Source organism: Streptomyces sp. NPDC048504 (assembly GCF_043200035.1).
Lineage (GTDB): Bacteria > Actinomycetota > Actinomycetes > Streptomycetales > Streptomycetaceae > Streptomyces.
Map to the genome: position 1 here is coordinate 87,809 of NZ_JBICXA010000003.1, position 16,360 is coordinate 104,168.

The following is a 16,360-nucleotide window of genomic DNA, read 5'->3' on the forward strand; positions in this document are numbered from 1 at the left end:
ACAAAGGAGTGCGCACCGATACGGTGGGCCGTCGAGCCAGAGGGGGCTAGATGGAACAGAGGGAACAGCCGTCGCCGGAAGCGGGGCGGGACACCTTCGGCGAGTTGTCGTCGTTGACCGACGTCGATGAGGTCGCCTCGGCGATCGTCGGCCTCATGAGCAACTTGTTCAGCGACTACGAACCGCGGGACGAGGGCGGGCGGCGGGTCGTCTTCGAGTTCGGGGCGAGCCTGCTGCGCGGCGGCTCGGGCGACGCCGAGATGGACGAGATGCTGCGGGAGAAGTACCTGTCCTTCGACGACCGGCCGCGCGCGGAGTGGCACGCGGAGGCAGACTTCGACGCGATCGCCGCGCTGGCGCGAACGCTGATGGACTCACGGGAACGCCCCGAGACACAGATCGTCCAACCGGCCGGCCTGGAACTGCTCGTCCGTGACGAGACACAGTATGAGGCGCTGCGCGCCCCGGAAGGCACGGCCACGGCGTACGAGGTGCCGACGCCGAAGGGAACCTGCACGGTCACGGTCGGCCCGCCCTCGCTCGCCCTGCTGCTGCGGCTCGCACTGAGGCGATCCGGGATGGAGCGTCTGTCGGTGTTCGACCGTCAGCGGACGCAGGCTCACCTCATCGAGCAGGAGCACCGCAAAGGGCTGGCCGAAGGCGCCGTCGCCCGGATCTCGGCGCAGCGGCTGCTCGGCGTGACGGCTGAGCCCTGGCTGTGCTCATTGCGGCTCGACGGCCCGCCCGGCATTGACCTCGCCGAGCTGGAGCAGGTGGCAACGGCGTTCCGAGTACGGCTGGCCTACGAAAGCGACGTGGTGCTCGTACCGGTTCTCGACGTCAACCGTCTCGACGGGTCGTCCCAGCCTCGGCTGATCCGCCAACTTCCGCTGCGGGCGGAGGAGTTCGTGGAGGCGATCGGTCAGGGCACGGCGACCGGATTCATGGGCGACCGGCTGCTGGGCCCGGCGCCCGAGGTCCAAGAGGGGCACGAGGTCCAGGCAGAGCTGTCCCAGCGCTATCTCCGGGCCATCGCGGCGACCGATCCCTTCGCGGCCTTCATGGGCTACTACCAGGTGTTGGAGTACAGCATGGAGGAGGAGTGGTTCCAGGCACTGCGCCGGCGGGTCGAAGCCTCGGGCGGCGTGCTGGAGCGCCCCGCGGACAGCATGCGCAAGGCCGCCAAGCCGGCCGCCGACGCCCTCGGCGAGCGCACCGAGGATCTCGCCTTCCGTGAGGTCCGAGGGCTGAAGGCGGTGCTGGACAGGCATCTCGACATCGGTGCACTCGCCGCCGATCTGGACCGGTATCTGCAGGGCGCAGCCGACTACTTCGCCACCGGCACGGTCCACTTCGCCCAGGTGCCGCACCTGGACTTCGGCCGTGCCGGTGATCCGGCCGGGCAGGCTGTTCTCAGGGCGCGTGCCGCGGAGCGCATCTACCAGGTCCGGTGCGCGGTCACGCACAGCAAGGAGTCCGGCAACCGGTACAGCCCGTACACGGACGAACTCTCCTTGGGACGTGAAGTACCGCTCGTCAGGATCGCCGCGGAACATCTGCTCTTCCCCGCCGACGAGCGGCTGTGACCCGATCGCCGGCGGTCAGCGCTTCTGCCGCTTCCAGGGACCGGTGATCGCCAGCATGATCCCCGGCGTCTGGATGTTGGCGAACAGGGTCTTGCCGTCGGGTGAGAAGGTCACGCCGGTGAACTCGCTGAACTCCGGCTTCTCCGCGGTGCCGATGTTGAGTTCGTTGCGGGCGATCGGGTACGTGCGGCCGCTGTCGGTCGCGCCGAACAGGTGCTGGACGCCCTCGCCGTCCTCGGCGATGACGAGGCCGCCGTAGGGAGAGACGGTGATGTTGTCGGGGCCGTCGAACGCGCCGTCCACGGACGGGTCCGGGTTGACGCCGAGCAGCACCTTCAGCGTCAGGGTGCGGCGCTTGGGGTCGTAGAACCAGACGGCGCCGTCGTGCTGGACGGGGCTCTCCGTGCGGGCGAACGAGGAGACGATGTAGGTGCCGCCGTCACCCCACCACATGCCCTCCAGCTTCCGGGCGCGGGTGACCTCACCGGTGGCGAACTGCTTGCGGACGGAGGTCGTCTTCGCGTCGCGGTCGGGGACGTCGACCCAGTCGACGCCGTACACCGTGCCGATCTTCGTGGCGCGGGAGAGGTCGTCGACGAACTTGCCGCCGGAGTCGAAGCACTTGAAAGCCTGGAGGACGCCCGCGTCGTCGGCGAGGGTGCGGAGCTTGCCGCGGCCGTGGTGGAAGTGCTCGGGCGGGGTCCAGCGGTAGAGGAGGCCGTTGGGGTTGGCCGCGTCCTCGGTCAGGTAGAGGTGGCCGCGCTTGGGGTCGACCACCACGGCCTCGTGGGCGTAGCGGCCAAGTGCCTTGATCGGCTTGGGGCTTCGGTTGGCGCGGCGGTCGACGGGGTCGACCTCGAAGACGTAGCCGTGGTCCTTGGTGAAGCCGTTGGTGCCGGCCTTGTCCTCGGTCTCCTCGCAGGTGAGCCAGGTGTCCCAAGGCGTGTTGCCGCCCGCGCAGTTGGTCGCGGTGCCGGCGATGCCGACCCACTCGGCGACGTGGTCGCGGCGGACCTCGACGACCGTGCAGCCACCGGCCGCGGCGGGGTCGTAGACGAGGCCCTCGGTCAGCGGGACGGGGTGGGGCCAGTTGGCGCGGGGGCCGGCCAGCTCGTGGTTGTTGACGAGGAGGGTGGCGCCGCGCGGGCCGTCGAAGGTGGACGTGCCGTCGTGGTTGGAGGGGGTGAACTCGCCCGACTCCAGCTTGGTCCTGCCGCTGTAGGTGATGACGCGGTACTTGAAGCCGGCGGGCAGGGCGAGGAGGCCGTCCGGGTCGGCGATCAGCGGGCCGTAGCCGACACCGACGTGCCCGTGTCCGGACGTCGATTTCTCGGCCGTGCTCTCGGCGTCGACGTAGGTGTCGGTGTCGGTGGAAGCGAGGGCGTTGGGCGCGGTGGCGAGGGCGCCGACGCTGCCCGCCAGCGCGACCCCGGCACCGGTCATCGCGGACTTGGCGGTGAAATCCCTGCGGGTGAGCGACATACGTGTCTCCTGTGACGGTGGGTGTGCCGTGGAGGGTGGCGGACCTCGGTCGGCGCCACGCTTCCGCCCATGTCTGAACACGAGTTGAACACCGGTCGACTTCGCCGGGCCCTCTTCCATGAATCCGTATGCGATCAGCCACGAAGCCGTATGAGATCAGCCATGGGATTCAAAAATCACCGGTTCCGCTTCGCCCTGGCCCACCCTCGCCGATCGGCTCAATTCCCTTGCTGGGAACGGGCCTTGAAGGCCGCCTTCCGCGCTTCCTTCGCGATCCGCTTGTCCGGGTGCAGGCGGCCCATCGCCTCCAGGACATCCGCGGTCGCCGGGTGGTCGACCCGCCAGGCCGCCGCGAAGAACCCGTTGTGCTGCTGGGCCAGGCCCTCGACCAGGGCCTGCAGTTCCTCGGAGTTGCCCTCGGCGGCGAGCTGCGCGGCGACCGTGTCGACGGTCAGCCAGAACACCAGGTCCTCGGAGGGTGCGGGGACGTCGCTCGCGCCGTGTTCGCTCAGCCAGACCCGGGCGAGGCCGCCCAGCTCGGGGTCGTCGAGCACCTCGCGGAGCGCGGGCTCGGCCTCGTCGCCGACGAGGGAGAGCGCCTGCTGGCAGAGCAGCCGCCGCAGGGGCGCGCCGGTGTCGGCGCCACGGGCCGCGGCGAGCAACTCCCGCGCTGCGGCCAGGGGTTCGCGGCGCGCCAGCCACTGCTCGGTCTCGGCCCGCACGGCCCCCTGCGGGAACGTCGACGTCCCGTCGAGCAGCGCGTCCGCGCCCTTGTCCGCGAGATCTCCTACGGCGGGGGCGGCGAAGCCTGCCTCAAGGAGGCGGGCGCGGAGGCCGTAGAGGCCGAGGGGGGTGAGGCGGACCATGCCGTAGCGGGTGACGTCGGTCTCGTCGACGGGCGCCGAGGGTCCGTCCGTCAGCTCGTCCGGGTCGGCCATGAGCGCCTCGTCGACGGGCTGGTACTCGACGATGCCGACCGGTTCGAGGAGCCGGAACTGGTCGTCGAGGCGCATCATCGCGTCGGAGACCTGTTCCAGGACGTCGTTGGTGGGTTCGCCCATGTCGCTGGGCACGATCATCGACGCGGCGAGCGCGGGCAGCGGGACGGGGCCGTCGCCGGGGCCGTCCTCGTTGACGGTGAGGAGGTAGAGGTTGCCGAGGACTCCGTCGAGGAACTCGGCCTCCGCCTCGGGGTCCCAGTCGAGTGACGAGAAATCGACCTCGCCGCCCTCGTCCATGGCGTCGACAAGACCGTCCAGATCGGGCACGCTCGCGTCCGCGAGGAGGGTGTCGAGGGCGCCGAGCCACACCGCGAGGACGTCGCCGGGCGAGCCGGAGGTGAGCAGCGCCAGCTCCTCGCCGGCCGTGACGGTGCCCTCCTCCTCGTCGACGACCTCGACGAGCCCGGTGTCCACGGCGACCCGCCAGGCCTCGCTCGCGTCGGCCGCGGCGTCCTCGTCGGTGAGCCCGAGGATCTCGGCCGCGGCGGGCAGCTGCTCGTCGACAAGGCTGCCACCGGCGTCGATCCGGGTGTCGGGTCCCGCCCAGCGGGCGAGCCGTGCGGCCCGGGCGAGCAGGGGGGTGGACAGCGCGTCGCGCGCCAGCTCCGCTTCGGAGTGCAGCCGCACCGGCGGCAAGGGGGAGCTGTCTGACATCGGTGGGTTCTCCTAGGGCGCCTCGATGGCCGTACGACGGCCGTACACGACACACGACTCAGCCGCTCAGCCTAGACGGATTTCGACCCATGCCGCCCGGTTCACGTTCCGGCCACGAGGCGTACATGGCTGAAACCTTGACAACTGGGCGGCTCCGCAATGAGATTGACGCGCGTAGAAATGTCATGGACACCCAGTCCGGGTAACATCTACGCGCGTCGCCACCGTCCCACCGGTTCGCGGCTCCCACCGCCGTATTGCCTGTTCTCACCTGTTCCATCACCCTCGTCCCGGCACTCATGCATGTCCCCGGAGGGATCCCGTTGCCGAGCAAGTCCTCCGCGCGTCTCGCCGCGCTGACCGTCGCCGCCGTCTGTTCCGTGGCGTCCACGATCGTTCTCACCTCGCCCGCGCACGCCGACGGCGTGCGCATCCATGACATCCAGGGCACGACCCGCGTGTCCCCGTACGCCGGCCAGAAGGTCGCGGACGTACCGGGCATCGTCACGGGCGTCCGCACGTACGGCTCGTCGAAGGGGTTCTGGTTCCAGGACGCAACCCCGGACGACAACCCGGCCACCAGCGAGGGCGTCTTCGTCTTCACCAGCTCCACGCCGAAGGTCGCCGTCGGCGACTCGGTCACCGTCTCCGGCACGGTCTCCGAGTACGTGCCGGGCGGTGCCTCCACGGGCAACCAGTCGCTGACCGAGATCACCAAGCCGACGGTCACCGTCGTCTCCAGCGGCAACGCCGTTCCGGCCGCCACGGTGATCAGCGACCGGTCCGTGCCGAGCACGTACACCCAGGCCGGTGACACCGCCGCGAGCAATTCGATCAACGCGCTGACGCTCCAGCCCAAGAAGTACGCCCTGGACTACTACGAGTCCCTTGAGGGCATGAACGTCCAGGTCTCCGACGCGCGCGTGGTCACCGCGACCGACCCGTACGCGGAGCTGTGGGTCACGGTGAAGCCGCACGAGAACGCCACCCGGCGCGGCGGCACGGTCTACGGCTCCTACGAGTCGCAGAACGGCGGCCGCCTCCAGATCCAGTCCCTGGGCGCGACGGCGGACTTCCCGGTCGTCAACGTCGGCGACAAGCTCACCGGCACCACGGACGGCCCGCTGGACTTCAACCAGTACGGCGGCTACACCCTCGTCGCGAACGAGATCGGCGCCGTGAAGAGCGGCGGCCTCCAGCGCGAGACGACGAAGAAGCAGTCGAAGAACCAGCTCGCGGTCGCGACGTACAACGTCGAGAACCTCGACCCCTCGGACGGCACCTTCGCCGCGCACGCCGCCGCGATCGTCAACAACCTGCAGTCCCCCGACATCGTGTCCCTGGAGGAGATCCAGGACAACAACGGTGCGACGGACGACGGCACGGTCGACGCGAGCGTCACGGTCAACAAGCTGATCGACGCGATCGTCGCGGCCGGCGGCCCGAAGTACGACTGGCGCTCGATCGACCCGGTCAACGACAAGGACGGCGGCGAGCCCGGCGGCAACATCCGCCAGGTGTTCCTGTTCAACCCGGAGCGGGTCTCCTTCACCGACCGCGCGGGCGGCGACTCGACGACCGCCGTGGGTGTCACCAAGGTGCACGGCAAGGCGCAACTGACCACGTCCCCGGGCCGGATCGACCCGGCCAACGCGGCCTGGAGCGCGAGCCGCAAGCCGCTCGCGGGCGAGTTCGTCTTCAAGGGCAAGACGGTCTTCGTGATCGCCAACCACCTGATCTCCAAGGGCGGCGACCAGCCCCTGACCGCGCAGTACCAGCCGGTCACCCGCAGCTCGGAGACCCAGCGCCACGCGCAGGCGACGGCGGTCAACGCCTTCGTCGACGAGATCCTCGCGGCGCAGAAGAACGCGGACGTCATCACGCTCGGCGACATGAACGACTTCGAGTTCTCCGACACCGCGAAGATCCTCGAAGGCGACGGCGAGCTGTACTCGGCGATCAAGTCCCTGCCGAAGAACGAGCGTTACACGTACGACTACCAGGGCAACGAGCAGGTCCTGGACCAGATCCTGATCAGCCCGTCGGTCCGCAAGGACTGCTTCGAGTACGACAGCGTCCACATCAACTCGGAGTTCAACGACCAGATCAGCGACCACGACCCGCAGGTGCTGCGCTTCCAGCCGTAGCACCTGCGAGGGTTGGACGGGGTCCGCACCAGGTCAGGCGAAGGCCCCGTCCAGCCAGTTCTGCCAGGCGAGTTCGTTCGTCTTGGCGTCGGCGTCCGCGGCGAAGTCGTGGACGCTGACGCCGACCGGGGCACCCCAGTGGTTGCGTCCGAAGAAGCGGATCAGCGCGCTGTCGGTGCGCAGTCCGATGAAGTACGGGTCGCGGAAGTCCACCACGGCGTCGAGGAGTTGGCCCTGGGGCCCGCGGGCCTGCACCCGTGCCCCCTCGGCGGTGTCGTCCGCGAGGCCGAGCGCGCGGGCCGCAACTTCCAGCGCGTCAGGGACAGTTGAGGCGTCGGGCCCGTTGAGTGTCGCGAAGGCGACCGGCCGGCCGGCGAAGTGGGTCACGTACTCGCGCAGGGTGTGCAGATAGAACCCGTTGTGCTTGCTCGCGCCGTCGTACTGGTTGTCCCAGTCGTCGGTGAAGATCCCGCTGTGCACGTACCGCACCCAGGCCCGCCGGCCGTCGTCGCGGGGCTCGATGGTCTCGTCGATCTGGTTGAGGCTCTGGGTCGGGAAGCCGACGTCCTCGCTGAGGGCGGTGAGCCGGTGCGGCGGGTCGAAGTTCGTGAGCGTGGACCCGAAGGGCCCGACGCGCTTCTCCCCGTCGAACTCCATCGGCCACAACCAGCCGCCCGTACCGGACGTGATGGCGTCCCACACCTCCCCCGGCGTGGCGTCGACCTCAAACTCGTAGACGATCTCGAATTCCTTGGACATGACTGGCTCCTGAGTCCTACTGATCCAATTCCGGGGTGGACGGGTCCGGTTCGGGGACGGGCCGGGGCTGCGGCTGTTCCTTGACCGTGGGGTGGACGGCCACGATGATCCGGTGGTCGCGTCCATCCTCCGCGTCACCCGCGTCGTACTTGCGGATGAGGGCGCTCACCCCGGCGGTCAGTTCCTGGATGAACGCGGCCCGGTCGGCGGCGGACGCGAAGCGCACCTCGCCGTCCAGCGCGTAGGTCGCCAGCCGCTTGTGGGCCTTGGTGGCCCCGGTGATCAGCGAACCGACGTCCCGCACCAGCCGGGCGCCGAGCGCCAGCAGCCAGCGCGCGGAGAGCTGGTCGCGGAACCGGTCCGGGTCCGGCTGCACGGCGGCGAGCGCGAGCGGCGAGATGACGTACGACGCGGCGGTCGCCCGCATCAGCCGCTCGGTGACATTGCCCTTGCGCCGCTCGCCTGCCAGCTCGACCAGGCCGTGCCGCTCCAGCGCCTTGAGGTGGTAGTTCACCTTCTGCCGGGGCAGTCCGACCTTGCCGGCCAGCATGGTGGCCGACGCGGGTCCGGCCGCCAGCTCGGCGAGCAGCCGGGCCCTTATGGGGTCCAGCGAGACGGCTGCGGCCTCGGGGTCCTCGATCACGGTGACGTCCAGCATGCGTCCACCGTCTCACCGAACACTTTTTTTGTCCAGGGGAGTGAGGTTGTCGGTGGGAGTTGTCGGCGGGATCCGTCATTCTTGACGTGTCCCACGCCGCGCGGGGCCGACGCCACATCACCAAGGGGGCCCCACTGATGAGCACCGATCCGGAGCACAAGCCGCTCCACGCCGTGGACATCACGCTGGACGACGCCTGGGCGATCTACGACTTTCTGGTGCCGCGCCTCGAATCGCTGCAACGCTCCCACGGCGACGGCACGGAGGAGCACCGCACAGCCGCAGCTCTCGCCGAGGCGGTGTCGGCCCTCGTCCTGGAGATCGAACGTGAAATCCGTGGCCCCGTGAGACCGCGTCTCGCCACATCCTCGGCCCGGCCGCCCGCTCCCGTCCCCGCACCGACCGAGAGCGAGCGGATCGCCAAGGAGAAGCAGCGACTCGGCACGATCAGGGAGTGCTGGAACCAGCTCTGCGGCATCGTTCATATCTGGCACGACAGCGACGGCTACGACCGGGCCCGCTGGCGGCAGGTGTCCTTCCTGGACGCCGCTGCCGAGGTCGAGTATCAGCGGTACGTTGCCGAAGCCTGCCTCCGGGAGGCCGCGCGGCCGTGAACACCGCGATCACCCGCGGACGAGACCGAGCGCGTGGTCGTAACGGCTCACCGTGCTGCTCTTCAGTCCCTGCCAGGTCTGGACGCGTTCCCAGAGCGCGGTGGCGGAACCGATGCCGTCGCCGGGGGCGGCGAGGGCGTCCAGGTGGGACTGGGCGCTGTCCCACTCGGCGTAGTTGAGGACGCGGGTGCCGTCGGTGGAGAGGTGGAAGTGGGCGGAGATACCGCCGGGGTGCGGCGCGGGTTCGCTCTCCAGGGCCTCGAACACGGCGTCCACCCAGGCGCGTTGGCGGTCGGGGTCGGGTCCCTCGAACTCGATGTCGACGATCACGACGCAACCGGGGGTACGGCCGCCCCGGTCGGCCGGGCCGCCGCTGCGGTAGTGGCGGTAGCGGCCGAGGCCGAGTCGCTCGATGGCCGGTACGGCGGTGCCGATCTCGTCGGCGCGCTCCTGGCGGTGGGTCTTGACGAAGGTCTCGTACGCCGGCTCGCTCGTCCATTGCGAGTAGTGCAGCAGGGTGGAGGCGTCGTGGCCGGTGTACACGTGGTAGCCGAGGAGGTCGCCGGCGGGCCAGGGGCGGCGTTCCCAGGCGCCCGCGATCGCCTCGACGGCCTGCCGTTGGCGCAGCGGCGTTCCCACCCGCCAGGTGCTGAAGACGGGGGCGCCGACGCGGGGGTCGGAGAGGTCGGGGTGGGAGTCGGTACGGCGGGTCATGCGGGCCTCCACTGATCGGTACGGGTGCGTATACCGACCAGCCTTCAACCTCGACCAAAGTTGAGGTCAAGGCCCGCCTTGCTGCTGTCCCCCACTCCCTTCCAGGCGGGCCAACCGGCTCTGGAACCAGTCGAGGCGGGCCTGCAACAGGGCGGCTTCCGCGACGAGTTCGGGCACACCGAGCCCATCGGGAAGTCCGGGGTCGACGGTCGCCGCCGGGGCTGCCTGGTCGTCTCCTGGGCCGCCGCTGCCCGCCACCACCCGCAGCCCGTCCCCGGCCAGCCGGGCGAACCCGGCGAGCGGGACGGACGTACGGCTGCGGACGCAGCCCGGGCATGCGGCGGCCAGGGCGCGCCAACCGGGCCTGCCCCAACCGGCGTCGGCGAGGGCGACGGCCCGGGCGCCGCAGCCGCAGGGGCCGACGGTGGCGGTGCGGACGCGTTGGCTGGCGTAGCGGAAGCCGCGTTCGAAGCGGATGTAGGTGCCGAGCACGGTGATGTCGAGGAGGACCGCCGCGCGGTGCTCGGCGGTGCACAACAGGGCTTCCGCAGCCGCCCGTTCGTGCACACAGTGGAAGCCGCAGTCGCAGAGTCGCGCGGGCGAACGGTGCCGGCGGCCGTACACGCAGGACGCGTCGGCCACGACTCCGTACGGCAGCGCGCCGCCCAGCGACACACCGGTGAACCCGGCCCGGGTGCCGTCCTGGGACAGCACCGGGTGGGCGATCTTGAATCCGGTCGGCGGCTCCGTCGGGCGTTCCTCGGGGAGCCGCAGTCTCATCGGGCGGCCGGTACCTCTTCGGGCGCCGTCAGTTCCGTGATCTCCGCGAACTCCGTGATCCTTTCGGGGAGTTCGCGTTCGTCCTCGTGGATCTGCGGCCGCTCCTCGGCGACTCCGGTGGCCAGTGCCTTGCCGAGCTTCATGACGCCTCCCGTGACCAGGGGTGGATCGACTTCCCACGTCGGTGACCTTCCTGGCCATGGTGACCCATGAGGGGGCCAATTGGACATAGGGCCTTGGGCTCTCTCCGTCTCCGCGATTCTCCGGAGGGATGTCGGCGGTCTGTCGGCGGTGACCGCGCGCTGTCAGCGGTCTGTCGGTGGACGTTGCGAGCTTGGCCGGGTGGTGCTCCGCCTGAGCACGCCGCCCCAGAGCGCAAGGAGCCTGTCATCGTGTCTTCCGCATCCCAGAGCCGAACGTGGGACGTTCACCGGCTGCCGTCCGCCGAGGGCAGGAACTTCCTGGTCACCGGGGGCAATGCCGGGATCGGTTACTTCGCGGCGGAGCAGCTCGCCGCCACCGGCGCCGTCGTCGTCCTCGGCAGCCGGGACGCCGCGAAGGCCGACGCCGCCATGGCCTCGATCCGCTCGCGCGTCCCCGGCGCGCGGGTGCGGCACCTCGTGCTGGACCTCGCCGACCTGTCGTCCCTGAAGGCCGCCGTGGACAGGCTGGACCTCGGCCGTCTCGACGCGGTGGTCCACAACGCGGGGGTCGCGCTCGACGACCCGCCGCGCCGGGAGACCGCGGACGGCCACGAGCTGATGTTCGGCACCAACCACCTCGGCCACTTCGCGCTCACCCGGTGGCTGGCCCCCCTGCTGTCCGCGGCGCCGGCGGGCCGCGTCGTGACGGTGGGAAGCTTCGCGGCGCGGTCCGAGCGGCTGGACCTGGACGATCTGGGTTCGACCCGGGACTACCGGCCGAAGCGCGCCTACGGCCGCTCGAAGCTGGCGCAGATGTGCTTCGGCTTCGAACTCGACCGCCGCCTGCGTGCCGTCGGCAGCACGGTGCTCAGCGTGGTGGCCCACCCCGGCGGCGCACTGGACACCCTCACCCCGTCCCGCGCGCCGGTACACGTGACGAACCCCGGCCAACGGCTGCGCGCCCTGCCCGCCGGGCTCCTGGTACAGGGCAAGCACGCCGGAGCACGGCCCGTCGTCCGTGCCGTCCTCGACCCGGAGGTGCGGGGAGGGCAACTGTGGGGCCCAAGGGTGTTCGGCCTGCGCGGCCTGCCACGGCGTGAGCCCGTCCCCTCCCACATGGCCGACCCGGATGTCGGCGCCCGCCTCTGGACGGCGAGCGGTGAGCTGACCGGCACGGATCCGGACCTCGGGTTCCGATAGGCGCGGGAACTTCCGCTGGGCGTCGGCGAGTTGCCTACGCGTCACGCCCGGCGGGCCGGCCACCCCGGCTCCGGTACGGACCGCCGCGGAAGGAGAGGCTCCCGTACGGGCGAGGGCGGTCGCCGTGTTCGTGGGCGGCGTCGGAGCGGTCGGCGGGGGTCGAGCGCTCGGCCAGGGCTCGCAGTGTCTCCAGGCCGGCCATGATCTCGGCGCGGTGCCCGGAGGTCTTCATCCAGGCAGCAGCCGCGCGAACATCGCCCTCGTCGTAGGCCCACAGGACGTGCCCGGCGCAGCGGGTCCGGTGCCAGAGTGGGCGCCGGAAGAAGGGGTCCTCGGTGCCGCCCGGTAGTTCCGTCGCGTACCCGGGCGCGGGCAGCCCGGGACGCGGCACCACGAGCGCGCGACCACCGCAGCGGGGGCAGACCACCAGGACGCGGCCGGTGAAACGGGCGAGGGGGCGGCGTCGTCGTGGTGGCGGCCGGGGACGTCGGCGGCTCCTTCCGCGTCACGCCGCCGCACGGAGTCCCCGGTGTCGCCGCTCCCCGTCACACCACCACTCACCATTCCGCAGCATTCCTTATCGATATCCCGTAGAAGAATTAAGTGGAGCTTCACTGTCGCTCTGCGGAGACTACTCCCATGACGAACACGGCCAGCTCCGCCCCACCCCCTTTCGGTCGCGCCCTGTGCGCGATGGTCACCCCCTTCACCGAGACGGGCGCGCTCGATCTCCCCGGTGCCCAACTCCTCGCCGAGCGGCTGGTGTCGGAGGGCTGTGACGGGCTCGTGCTGTCCGGGACGACCGGTGAGTCGCCGACCACGACGGACGCGGAGAAGGCGGCGCTCATCACCGCCGTCCGCGAGGCCGTCGGCGACCGGGTCCCCCTCGTCTCGGGCGTCGGCACCTTCGACACCCGGCACACCGTGGAACTCGCCCTCCAGGCCGAAAAGGCGGGCGCGGACGGGGTGTTGGTGGTCTCGCCGTACTACAGCAGGCCCCCGCAGGACGCCCTGGAGGCGCACTTCCGCGAGGTCGCCGACGCCTCCGGGCTCCCTCTCGTCCTCTACGACATCCCGGGCCGCACCGGCACCCGTATCGAACCGGAGACCATGATCCGGCTCGCCGAGCACCCCAGGATCGTCGCGGTCAAGGACTGTTCCTACGACTTCCTCGGCATCCAGAAGGTGCTGGACCGCACGGAGTTGGCGTACTACGCGGGCTGCGACGAGCACATCCTCGCGCTGTACGCGGTGGGCGGGGCGGGCTATGTGAGCACCGTCGCGAACGTCGTCCCCGCCCGACTCCGGGCGATCCTGGACGCGTTCGAGGCGGGCGACACCCCCGTGTCCGCCCGCCTCCAGCAACGCGCCACGCCCTTCATCGAGTTGATGATGTCGGCGGGGCTGCCCGGCACGGTGACGGTCAAGGCGCTGCTCAACTCGCTGGGCCTGCCCGGGGGTTCGGTCCGGGCCCCGCTGCGGCCCGCCGGCCGGGATGCGGCCGACGGGCTGCTGGCGGCGTACGAGGAGTTCATCGCCGTGTGACCAGACCGGCGCCAAGTCGGCGCCGGTCTCTCAGCGTTGGGCGAAGACGGGCACCCACCGTCCGGCGCTGACGTCGGACTTGCCCCCGAGGTAGCCGCTCAGCGGTACCTCCTTGTCGCTGCCGACGGTGACCAGCATGAGCCGCGTGTGGAATTCGCTCCCGTTCGTCCCCTCGCCCACGTCCCAGGCGATCAGCGACTTGTCGTCGGCCCAGGCGAGCAGTTGCTGCCCCCGGACCTCGCTCTTCTCGCCGGTGGCGGAGTCGACGATGTACGACGAGGTGGGCCACGACGTCCCCGCGAAGTCACCGGCGACGAGCTTGCCGTCCGGGGACAGCCCCGCGTCGACGAACCAGACCAGGTACTTGCTGCCGTCCTCCGGTGCGGGGACCTCGGCGCCCGTGAAGTCGTAGAACAGCTTGTTGACCTCGTCGGAGGGGAGGCCGGCCCAGATGTACCTGCCGTCGCGGGTGAGGGCGAAGTCCTGGCGGTTGTTGACGGAGGTGGGCAGGCCGTCCGCCCGCTGGCCGCCGACCGTGACCCCGGCCCAGGAGCCCTTGCCGGAGGCCACGTCGAGGACGTAGAAACCGGTGCGGCTCGACGGTACGTCGGGCTCCCCGACGTTGGGGTCCGCCGGGTGGAACTCCGCGTCGGGGTTGTGGGTGTAGGTCGTCGCGACCAGCTTCCGGCCGTCGTCCGAGAACGACACACCACCGACCTTGTGACTGACCTGGATCCACCGCTTCACCTCGCCGGTGGCCAGGTCGAGCAGGCCGATCCGGGAGGCGGGCAGGGTCCGTTCCAGGACGGCGGCGGTCTTCATGCCCGGGGCGACGGCGACGAACGACCATTTGGGGGCCTTCACATAGGTGCCGGTCTTCCGGTCGAACAGCCAGTAGGTGCGCTCGGAGACGGACTCCCTGGCCGACAGCGTGACCTTGGCCGGGATGTAATAGGCGGCAAGTGCCGTCTTCCCGGCGGCGATCAGCTCGCGCGGCGGCGACTGGTCCGGGTGGGCGCTCGTGTTCTCCCGGTCCACGACACCCGTCGGACGGACGTCGTCCTTACCCGAGGAGAGCCGCGGCACACCCACCGCTACGGCGATCACGGCGACCGTCGCGACGACGGCGGCCACGAGCTTTCGGGTACGGCGGCGCCGGCGGACGGCGAGCACCCAGTCGGCGAACCCCGGTCCCGCCGGGGGCTGTTCGGCGGCCTGTTCGCGCAGTGTGTCGCGCAGGAGATCGTCGACGTTCACGGGCGCACCTCCACGGGCGCGTGGTCACGGGAGGACCCGAGCTCGGTGCCGGCCGGGCCCAGGGCGGCCAACTCCGGTGCGAGGACGCGCAGTCGGGCCAGGGAACGGTGGGTGGTGGACCGTACGGTGCCGACGGAACAGCTGAGCAGCCGGGCCACTTCGGCCTCCGGGAGGTCCTCGAAGTAGCGCAGCACGAGGACGGTGCGCTGGCGGGAGGTGAGCCGGGACAGCGCCTCGCGCATCACGACGCGCAGCTCGGCGGCGGACGAGGCGTCCGTGTCCGCGCGGGTCTCCGGCGGTTCGGCGACGGTCAGTTCGCGTCTTCGCCACTTCAGCCGCCAGCGGCTGACCTGCTGCCGGTAGAGGATCTGCCGTACGTACGCCTCGGGTTCGTCGATCCGCTCCCACCGGCCGGCCGCCTTGGCCAGGGCGTTCTGCAGCAGATCCTCACCGGCGTACCGGTCTCCCCCGCTGAGCAGCACGGCGGTCCTCAGCAGCACCGACGACCTGTTGTCCACGAAGTCCCGGAAACCTTCCAGCCCTTCGGCATCCATCGTCACCTTCACTCACTTCCCCGACGGCACACGATGCCCCGCCCCCTGTGATCCTTGGGACGTGTGCGGACACCGCCCGCTATGCCTGCCGGCACGAGAAATTTCCGCCCGCCTCGCCCAACCACTCCCCTACGGTGGCCGCATGAGCCGTCGGCCTGCCCGAGCTGCCGTACGTCGGCTGACGAACATGAGGCCCGACATGGGTCGAGCGCCCTCCCGGCGAACGGAAGGGCGCTCAACTCATGTGGACGAACCGCTAGTTGTGGCTGTGCAGGATCTCGTTCAGGCCGCCCCAGACCGCGTTGTTCGGGCGGGCCTCGACCGTGCCGGTGACCGAGTTGCGGCGGAAGAGGATGTTGGAGGCGCCGGAGAGTTCGCGGGCCTTGACGATCTGGCCGTCGGGCATCGTGACGCGGGTGCCGGCGGTGACGTAGAGACCGGCCTCGACGACGCACTCGTCGCCGAGCGCGATGCCGACGCCCGCCTCGGCGCCGATCAGGCAGCGCTCGCCGATGGTGATGCGGACGTTGCCGCCGCCGGACAGCGTGCCCATCGTGGACGCGCCGCCGCCGATGTCCGAACCGTCGCCGACCACGACACCGGCGGAGATCCGGCCCTCGACCATCGACGTGCCGAGCGTGCCGGCGTTGAAGTTGACGAAGCCCTCGTGCATGACGGTCGTGCCCTCGGCGAGGTGCGCACCCAGGCGGACCCGGTCTGCGTCGGCGATGCGGACGCCCTTCGGGGCCACGTAGTCCGTCATGCGCGGGAACTTGTCGATCGACGTGACCTGGAGGTGCAGGCCCTCGGCGCGCGCGTTCAGCCGGACCGTCTCGACGTCGTCCACGGCGACCGGGCCGAGCGAGGTCCAGGCGACGTTGGCGAGGAAGCCGAACATGCCGTCCAGGCTCTGGCCGTGCGGCTTGACCAGCCGGTGCGAGAGGAGGTGCAGCCGCAGGTACACGTCGTGCGCGTCGAGCGGCTTGTCGTCGAGGGAGGCGATGACCGTGCGGACCGCGATGACCTCGACGCCCCGGCGGACGTCCGGGCCGATCGCCTTGGCCGCACCCTCACCGAGCAGCTCCACGGCACGCTCGGCGGACAGGCTCTCCGTACCGGCGGGCCCGGGTTCGGCGGACAGTTCGGGCGCGGGGAACCAGGTGTCGAGAACGGTCCCGTCGGCGGCGACGGTGGCGAGCCCGGCGGCAACGGCGCCGGTGGTGCGAGGTGCGGTCGTGTCGGTCATGAGGGAAACCTAACCTGGCG

16 protein-coding genes are annotated in these 16,360 nt (G+C 70.7%); 5 read left to right on the plus strand and 11 right to left on the minus strand.

Annotated elements, in window-relative coordinates; genetic code table 11:
• Positions 1 to 50: 50 nt before the first annotated feature.
• A complete protein-coding gene (locus ACGFY9_RS08135; RefSeq protein WP_393752930.1) occupies positions 51 to 1,586 on the plus strand; it encodes a hypothetical protein in 1,536 nt (511 codons plus the stop codon).
• Positions 1,587 to 1,601: 15 nt separating this feature from the next.
• On the opposite strand, the gene ACGFY9_RS08140 is transcribed toward ACGFY9_RS08135, so the two are convergent.
• On the minus strand, positions 1,602 to 3,068 hold the full coding sequence (locus ACGFY9_RS08140) for an alkaline phosphatase PhoX (RefSeq protein ID WP_393752931.1): 1,467 nt from the start codon (positions 3,066 to 3,068) through the stop codon (positions 1,602 to 1,604).
• A gap of 218 nt (positions 3,069 to 3,286) precedes the next feature.
• Positions 3,287 to 4,723, minus strand: a complete 1,437-nt coding sequence (locus ACGFY9_RS08145) for a hypothetical protein (protein WP_393752932.1) — start codon at positions 4,721 to 4,723, stop codon at positions 3,287 to 3,289.
• A gap of 323 nt (positions 4,724 to 5,046) precedes the next feature.
• Here ACGFY9_RS08145 and ACGFY9_RS08150 point away from each other — a divergent pair, with 323 nt between their 5' ends.
• Entirely contained in the window at positions 5,047 to 6,870 is a 1,824-nt protein-coding gene (locus ACGFY9_RS08150; protein WP_393753368.1) for an endonuclease/exonuclease/phosphatase family protein, read from the plus strand.
• Between the two features lie 33 nt (positions 6,871 to 6,903).
• On the opposite strand, the gene ACGFY9_RS08155 is transcribed toward ACGFY9_RS08150, so the two are convergent.
• Both ACGFY9_RS08155 and ACGFY9_RS08160 read right to left on the minus strand, forming a co-directional pair.
• Positions 6,904 to 7,629 carry an SRPBCC domain-containing protein gene (locus tag ACGFY9_RS08155; RefSeq protein ID WP_393752933.1) on the minus strand — a complete coding sequence of 242 codons (726 nt, stop codon included), beginning with the start codon at positions 7,627 to 7,629 and terminating at the stop codon, positions 6,904 to 6,906.
• A 16-nt stretch (positions 7,630 to 7,645) separates the two neighbouring features.
• Positions 7,646 to 8,287, minus strand: a complete 642-nt coding sequence (locus tag ACGFY9_RS08160) for an ArsR/SmtB family transcription factor (protein ID WP_393752934.1) — start codon at positions 8,285 to 8,287, stop codon at positions 7,646 to 7,648.
• 137 nt (positions 8,288 to 8,424) lie between these two features.
• Here ACGFY9_RS08160 and ACGFY9_RS08165 point away from each other — a divergent pair, with 137 nt between their 5' ends.
• The gene (locus ACGFY9_RS08165) at positions 8,425 to 8,901 is read left to right on the plus strand and encodes a hypothetical protein (protein WP_393752935.1); all 477 of its coding nucleotides are present in this window, start codon (positions 8,425 to 8,427) and stop codon (positions 8,899 to 8,901) included.
• Between the two features lie 9 nt (positions 8,902 to 8,910).
• Here ACGFY9_RS08165 and ACGFY9_RS08170 read toward each other — a convergent pair whose 3' ends face one another.
• From ACGFY9_RS08170 to ACGFY9_RS08180, 3 genes are all read right to left on the minus strand, one after another.
• Positions 8,911 to 9,615 carry an antibiotic biosynthesis monooxygenase gene (locus tag ACGFY9_RS08170; protein ID WP_393752936.1) on the minus strand — a complete coding sequence of 235 codons (705 nt, stop codon included), beginning with the start codon at positions 9,613 to 9,615 and terminating at the stop codon, positions 8,911 to 8,913.
• A 66-nt stretch (positions 9,616 to 9,681) separates the two neighbouring features.
• On the minus strand, positions 9,682 to 10,395 hold the full coding sequence (locus tag ACGFY9_RS08175; RefSeq protein ID WP_393752937.1) for a hypothetical protein: 714 nt from the start codon (positions 10,393 to 10,395) through the stop codon (positions 9,682 to 9,684).
• Complete coding sequence (locus tag ACGFY9_RS08180) at positions 10,392 to 10,538, minus strand: hypothetical protein (RefSeq protein WP_393752938.1); 147 nt, start codon at positions 10,536 to 10,538, stop codon at positions 10,392 to 10,394. Before ACGFY9_RS08180 ends, ACGFY9_RS08175 begins: the two co-directional genes overlap by 4 nt.
• A 249-nt stretch (positions 10,539 to 10,787) precedes the next feature.
• On the opposite strand from ACGFY9_RS08180, the gene ACGFY9_RS08185 reads away from it, so the two are divergent.
• Positions 10,788 to 11,738, plus strand: coding sequence for an SDR family NAD(P)-dependent oxidoreductase (locus tag ACGFY9_RS08185; protein WP_393752939.1), 951 nt, complete (start codon positions 10,788 to 10,790; stop codon positions 11,736 to 11,738).
• Positions 11,739 to 11,772: 34 nt separating this feature from the next.
• Here ACGFY9_RS08185 and ACGFY9_RS08190 read toward each other — a convergent pair whose 3' ends face one another.
• Positions 11,773 to 12,132 (minus strand): hypothetical protein, encoded by a 360-nt coding sequence (locus ACGFY9_RS08190; RefSeq protein WP_393752940.1) that lies wholly within the window; start codon positions 12,130 to 12,132, stop codon positions 11,773 to 11,775.
• 245 nt (positions 12,133 to 12,377) lie between these two features.
• Here ACGFY9_RS08190 and dapA point away from each other — a divergent pair, with 245 nt between their 5' ends.
• Positions 12,378 to 13,283 carry a 4-hydroxy-tetrahydrodipicolinate synthase gene (dapA, locus tag ACGFY9_RS08195; RefSeq protein WP_393752941.1) on the plus strand — a complete coding sequence of 302 codons (906 nt, stop codon included), beginning with the start codon at positions 12,378 to 12,380 and terminating at the stop codon, positions 13,281 to 13,283.
• Between the two features lie 30 nt (positions 13,284 to 13,313).
• On the opposite strand, the gene ACGFY9_RS08200 is transcribed toward dapA, so the two are convergent.
• The 3 genes from ACGFY9_RS08200 to dapD form a co-directional block, all read right to left on the minus strand.
• Positions 13,314 to 14,540 carry a WD40 repeat domain-containing protein gene (locus tag ACGFY9_RS08200; protein ID WP_393752942.1) on the minus strand — a complete coding sequence of 409 codons (1,227 nt, stop codon included), beginning with the start codon at positions 14,538 to 14,540 and terminating at the stop codon, positions 13,314 to 13,316.
• The gene (locus ACGFY9_RS08205) at positions 14,537 to 15,094 is read right to left on the minus strand and encodes a SigE family RNA polymerase sigma factor (protein ID WP_393752943.1); all 558 of its coding nucleotides are present in this window, start codon (positions 15,092 to 15,094) and stop codon (positions 14,537 to 14,539) included. Before ACGFY9_RS08205 ends, ACGFY9_RS08200 begins: the two co-directional genes overlap by 4 nt.
• 256 nt (positions 15,095 to 15,350) lie before the next feature.
• Positions 15,351 to 16,340, minus strand: a complete 990-nt coding sequence (gene dapD / locus ACGFY9_RS08210) for a 2,3,4,5-tetrahydropyridine-2,6-dicarboxylate N-succinyltransferase (protein WP_393752944.1) — start codon at positions 16,338 to 16,340, stop codon at positions 15,351 to 15,353.
• Positions 16,341 to 16,360 lie beyond the last annotated feature (20 nt).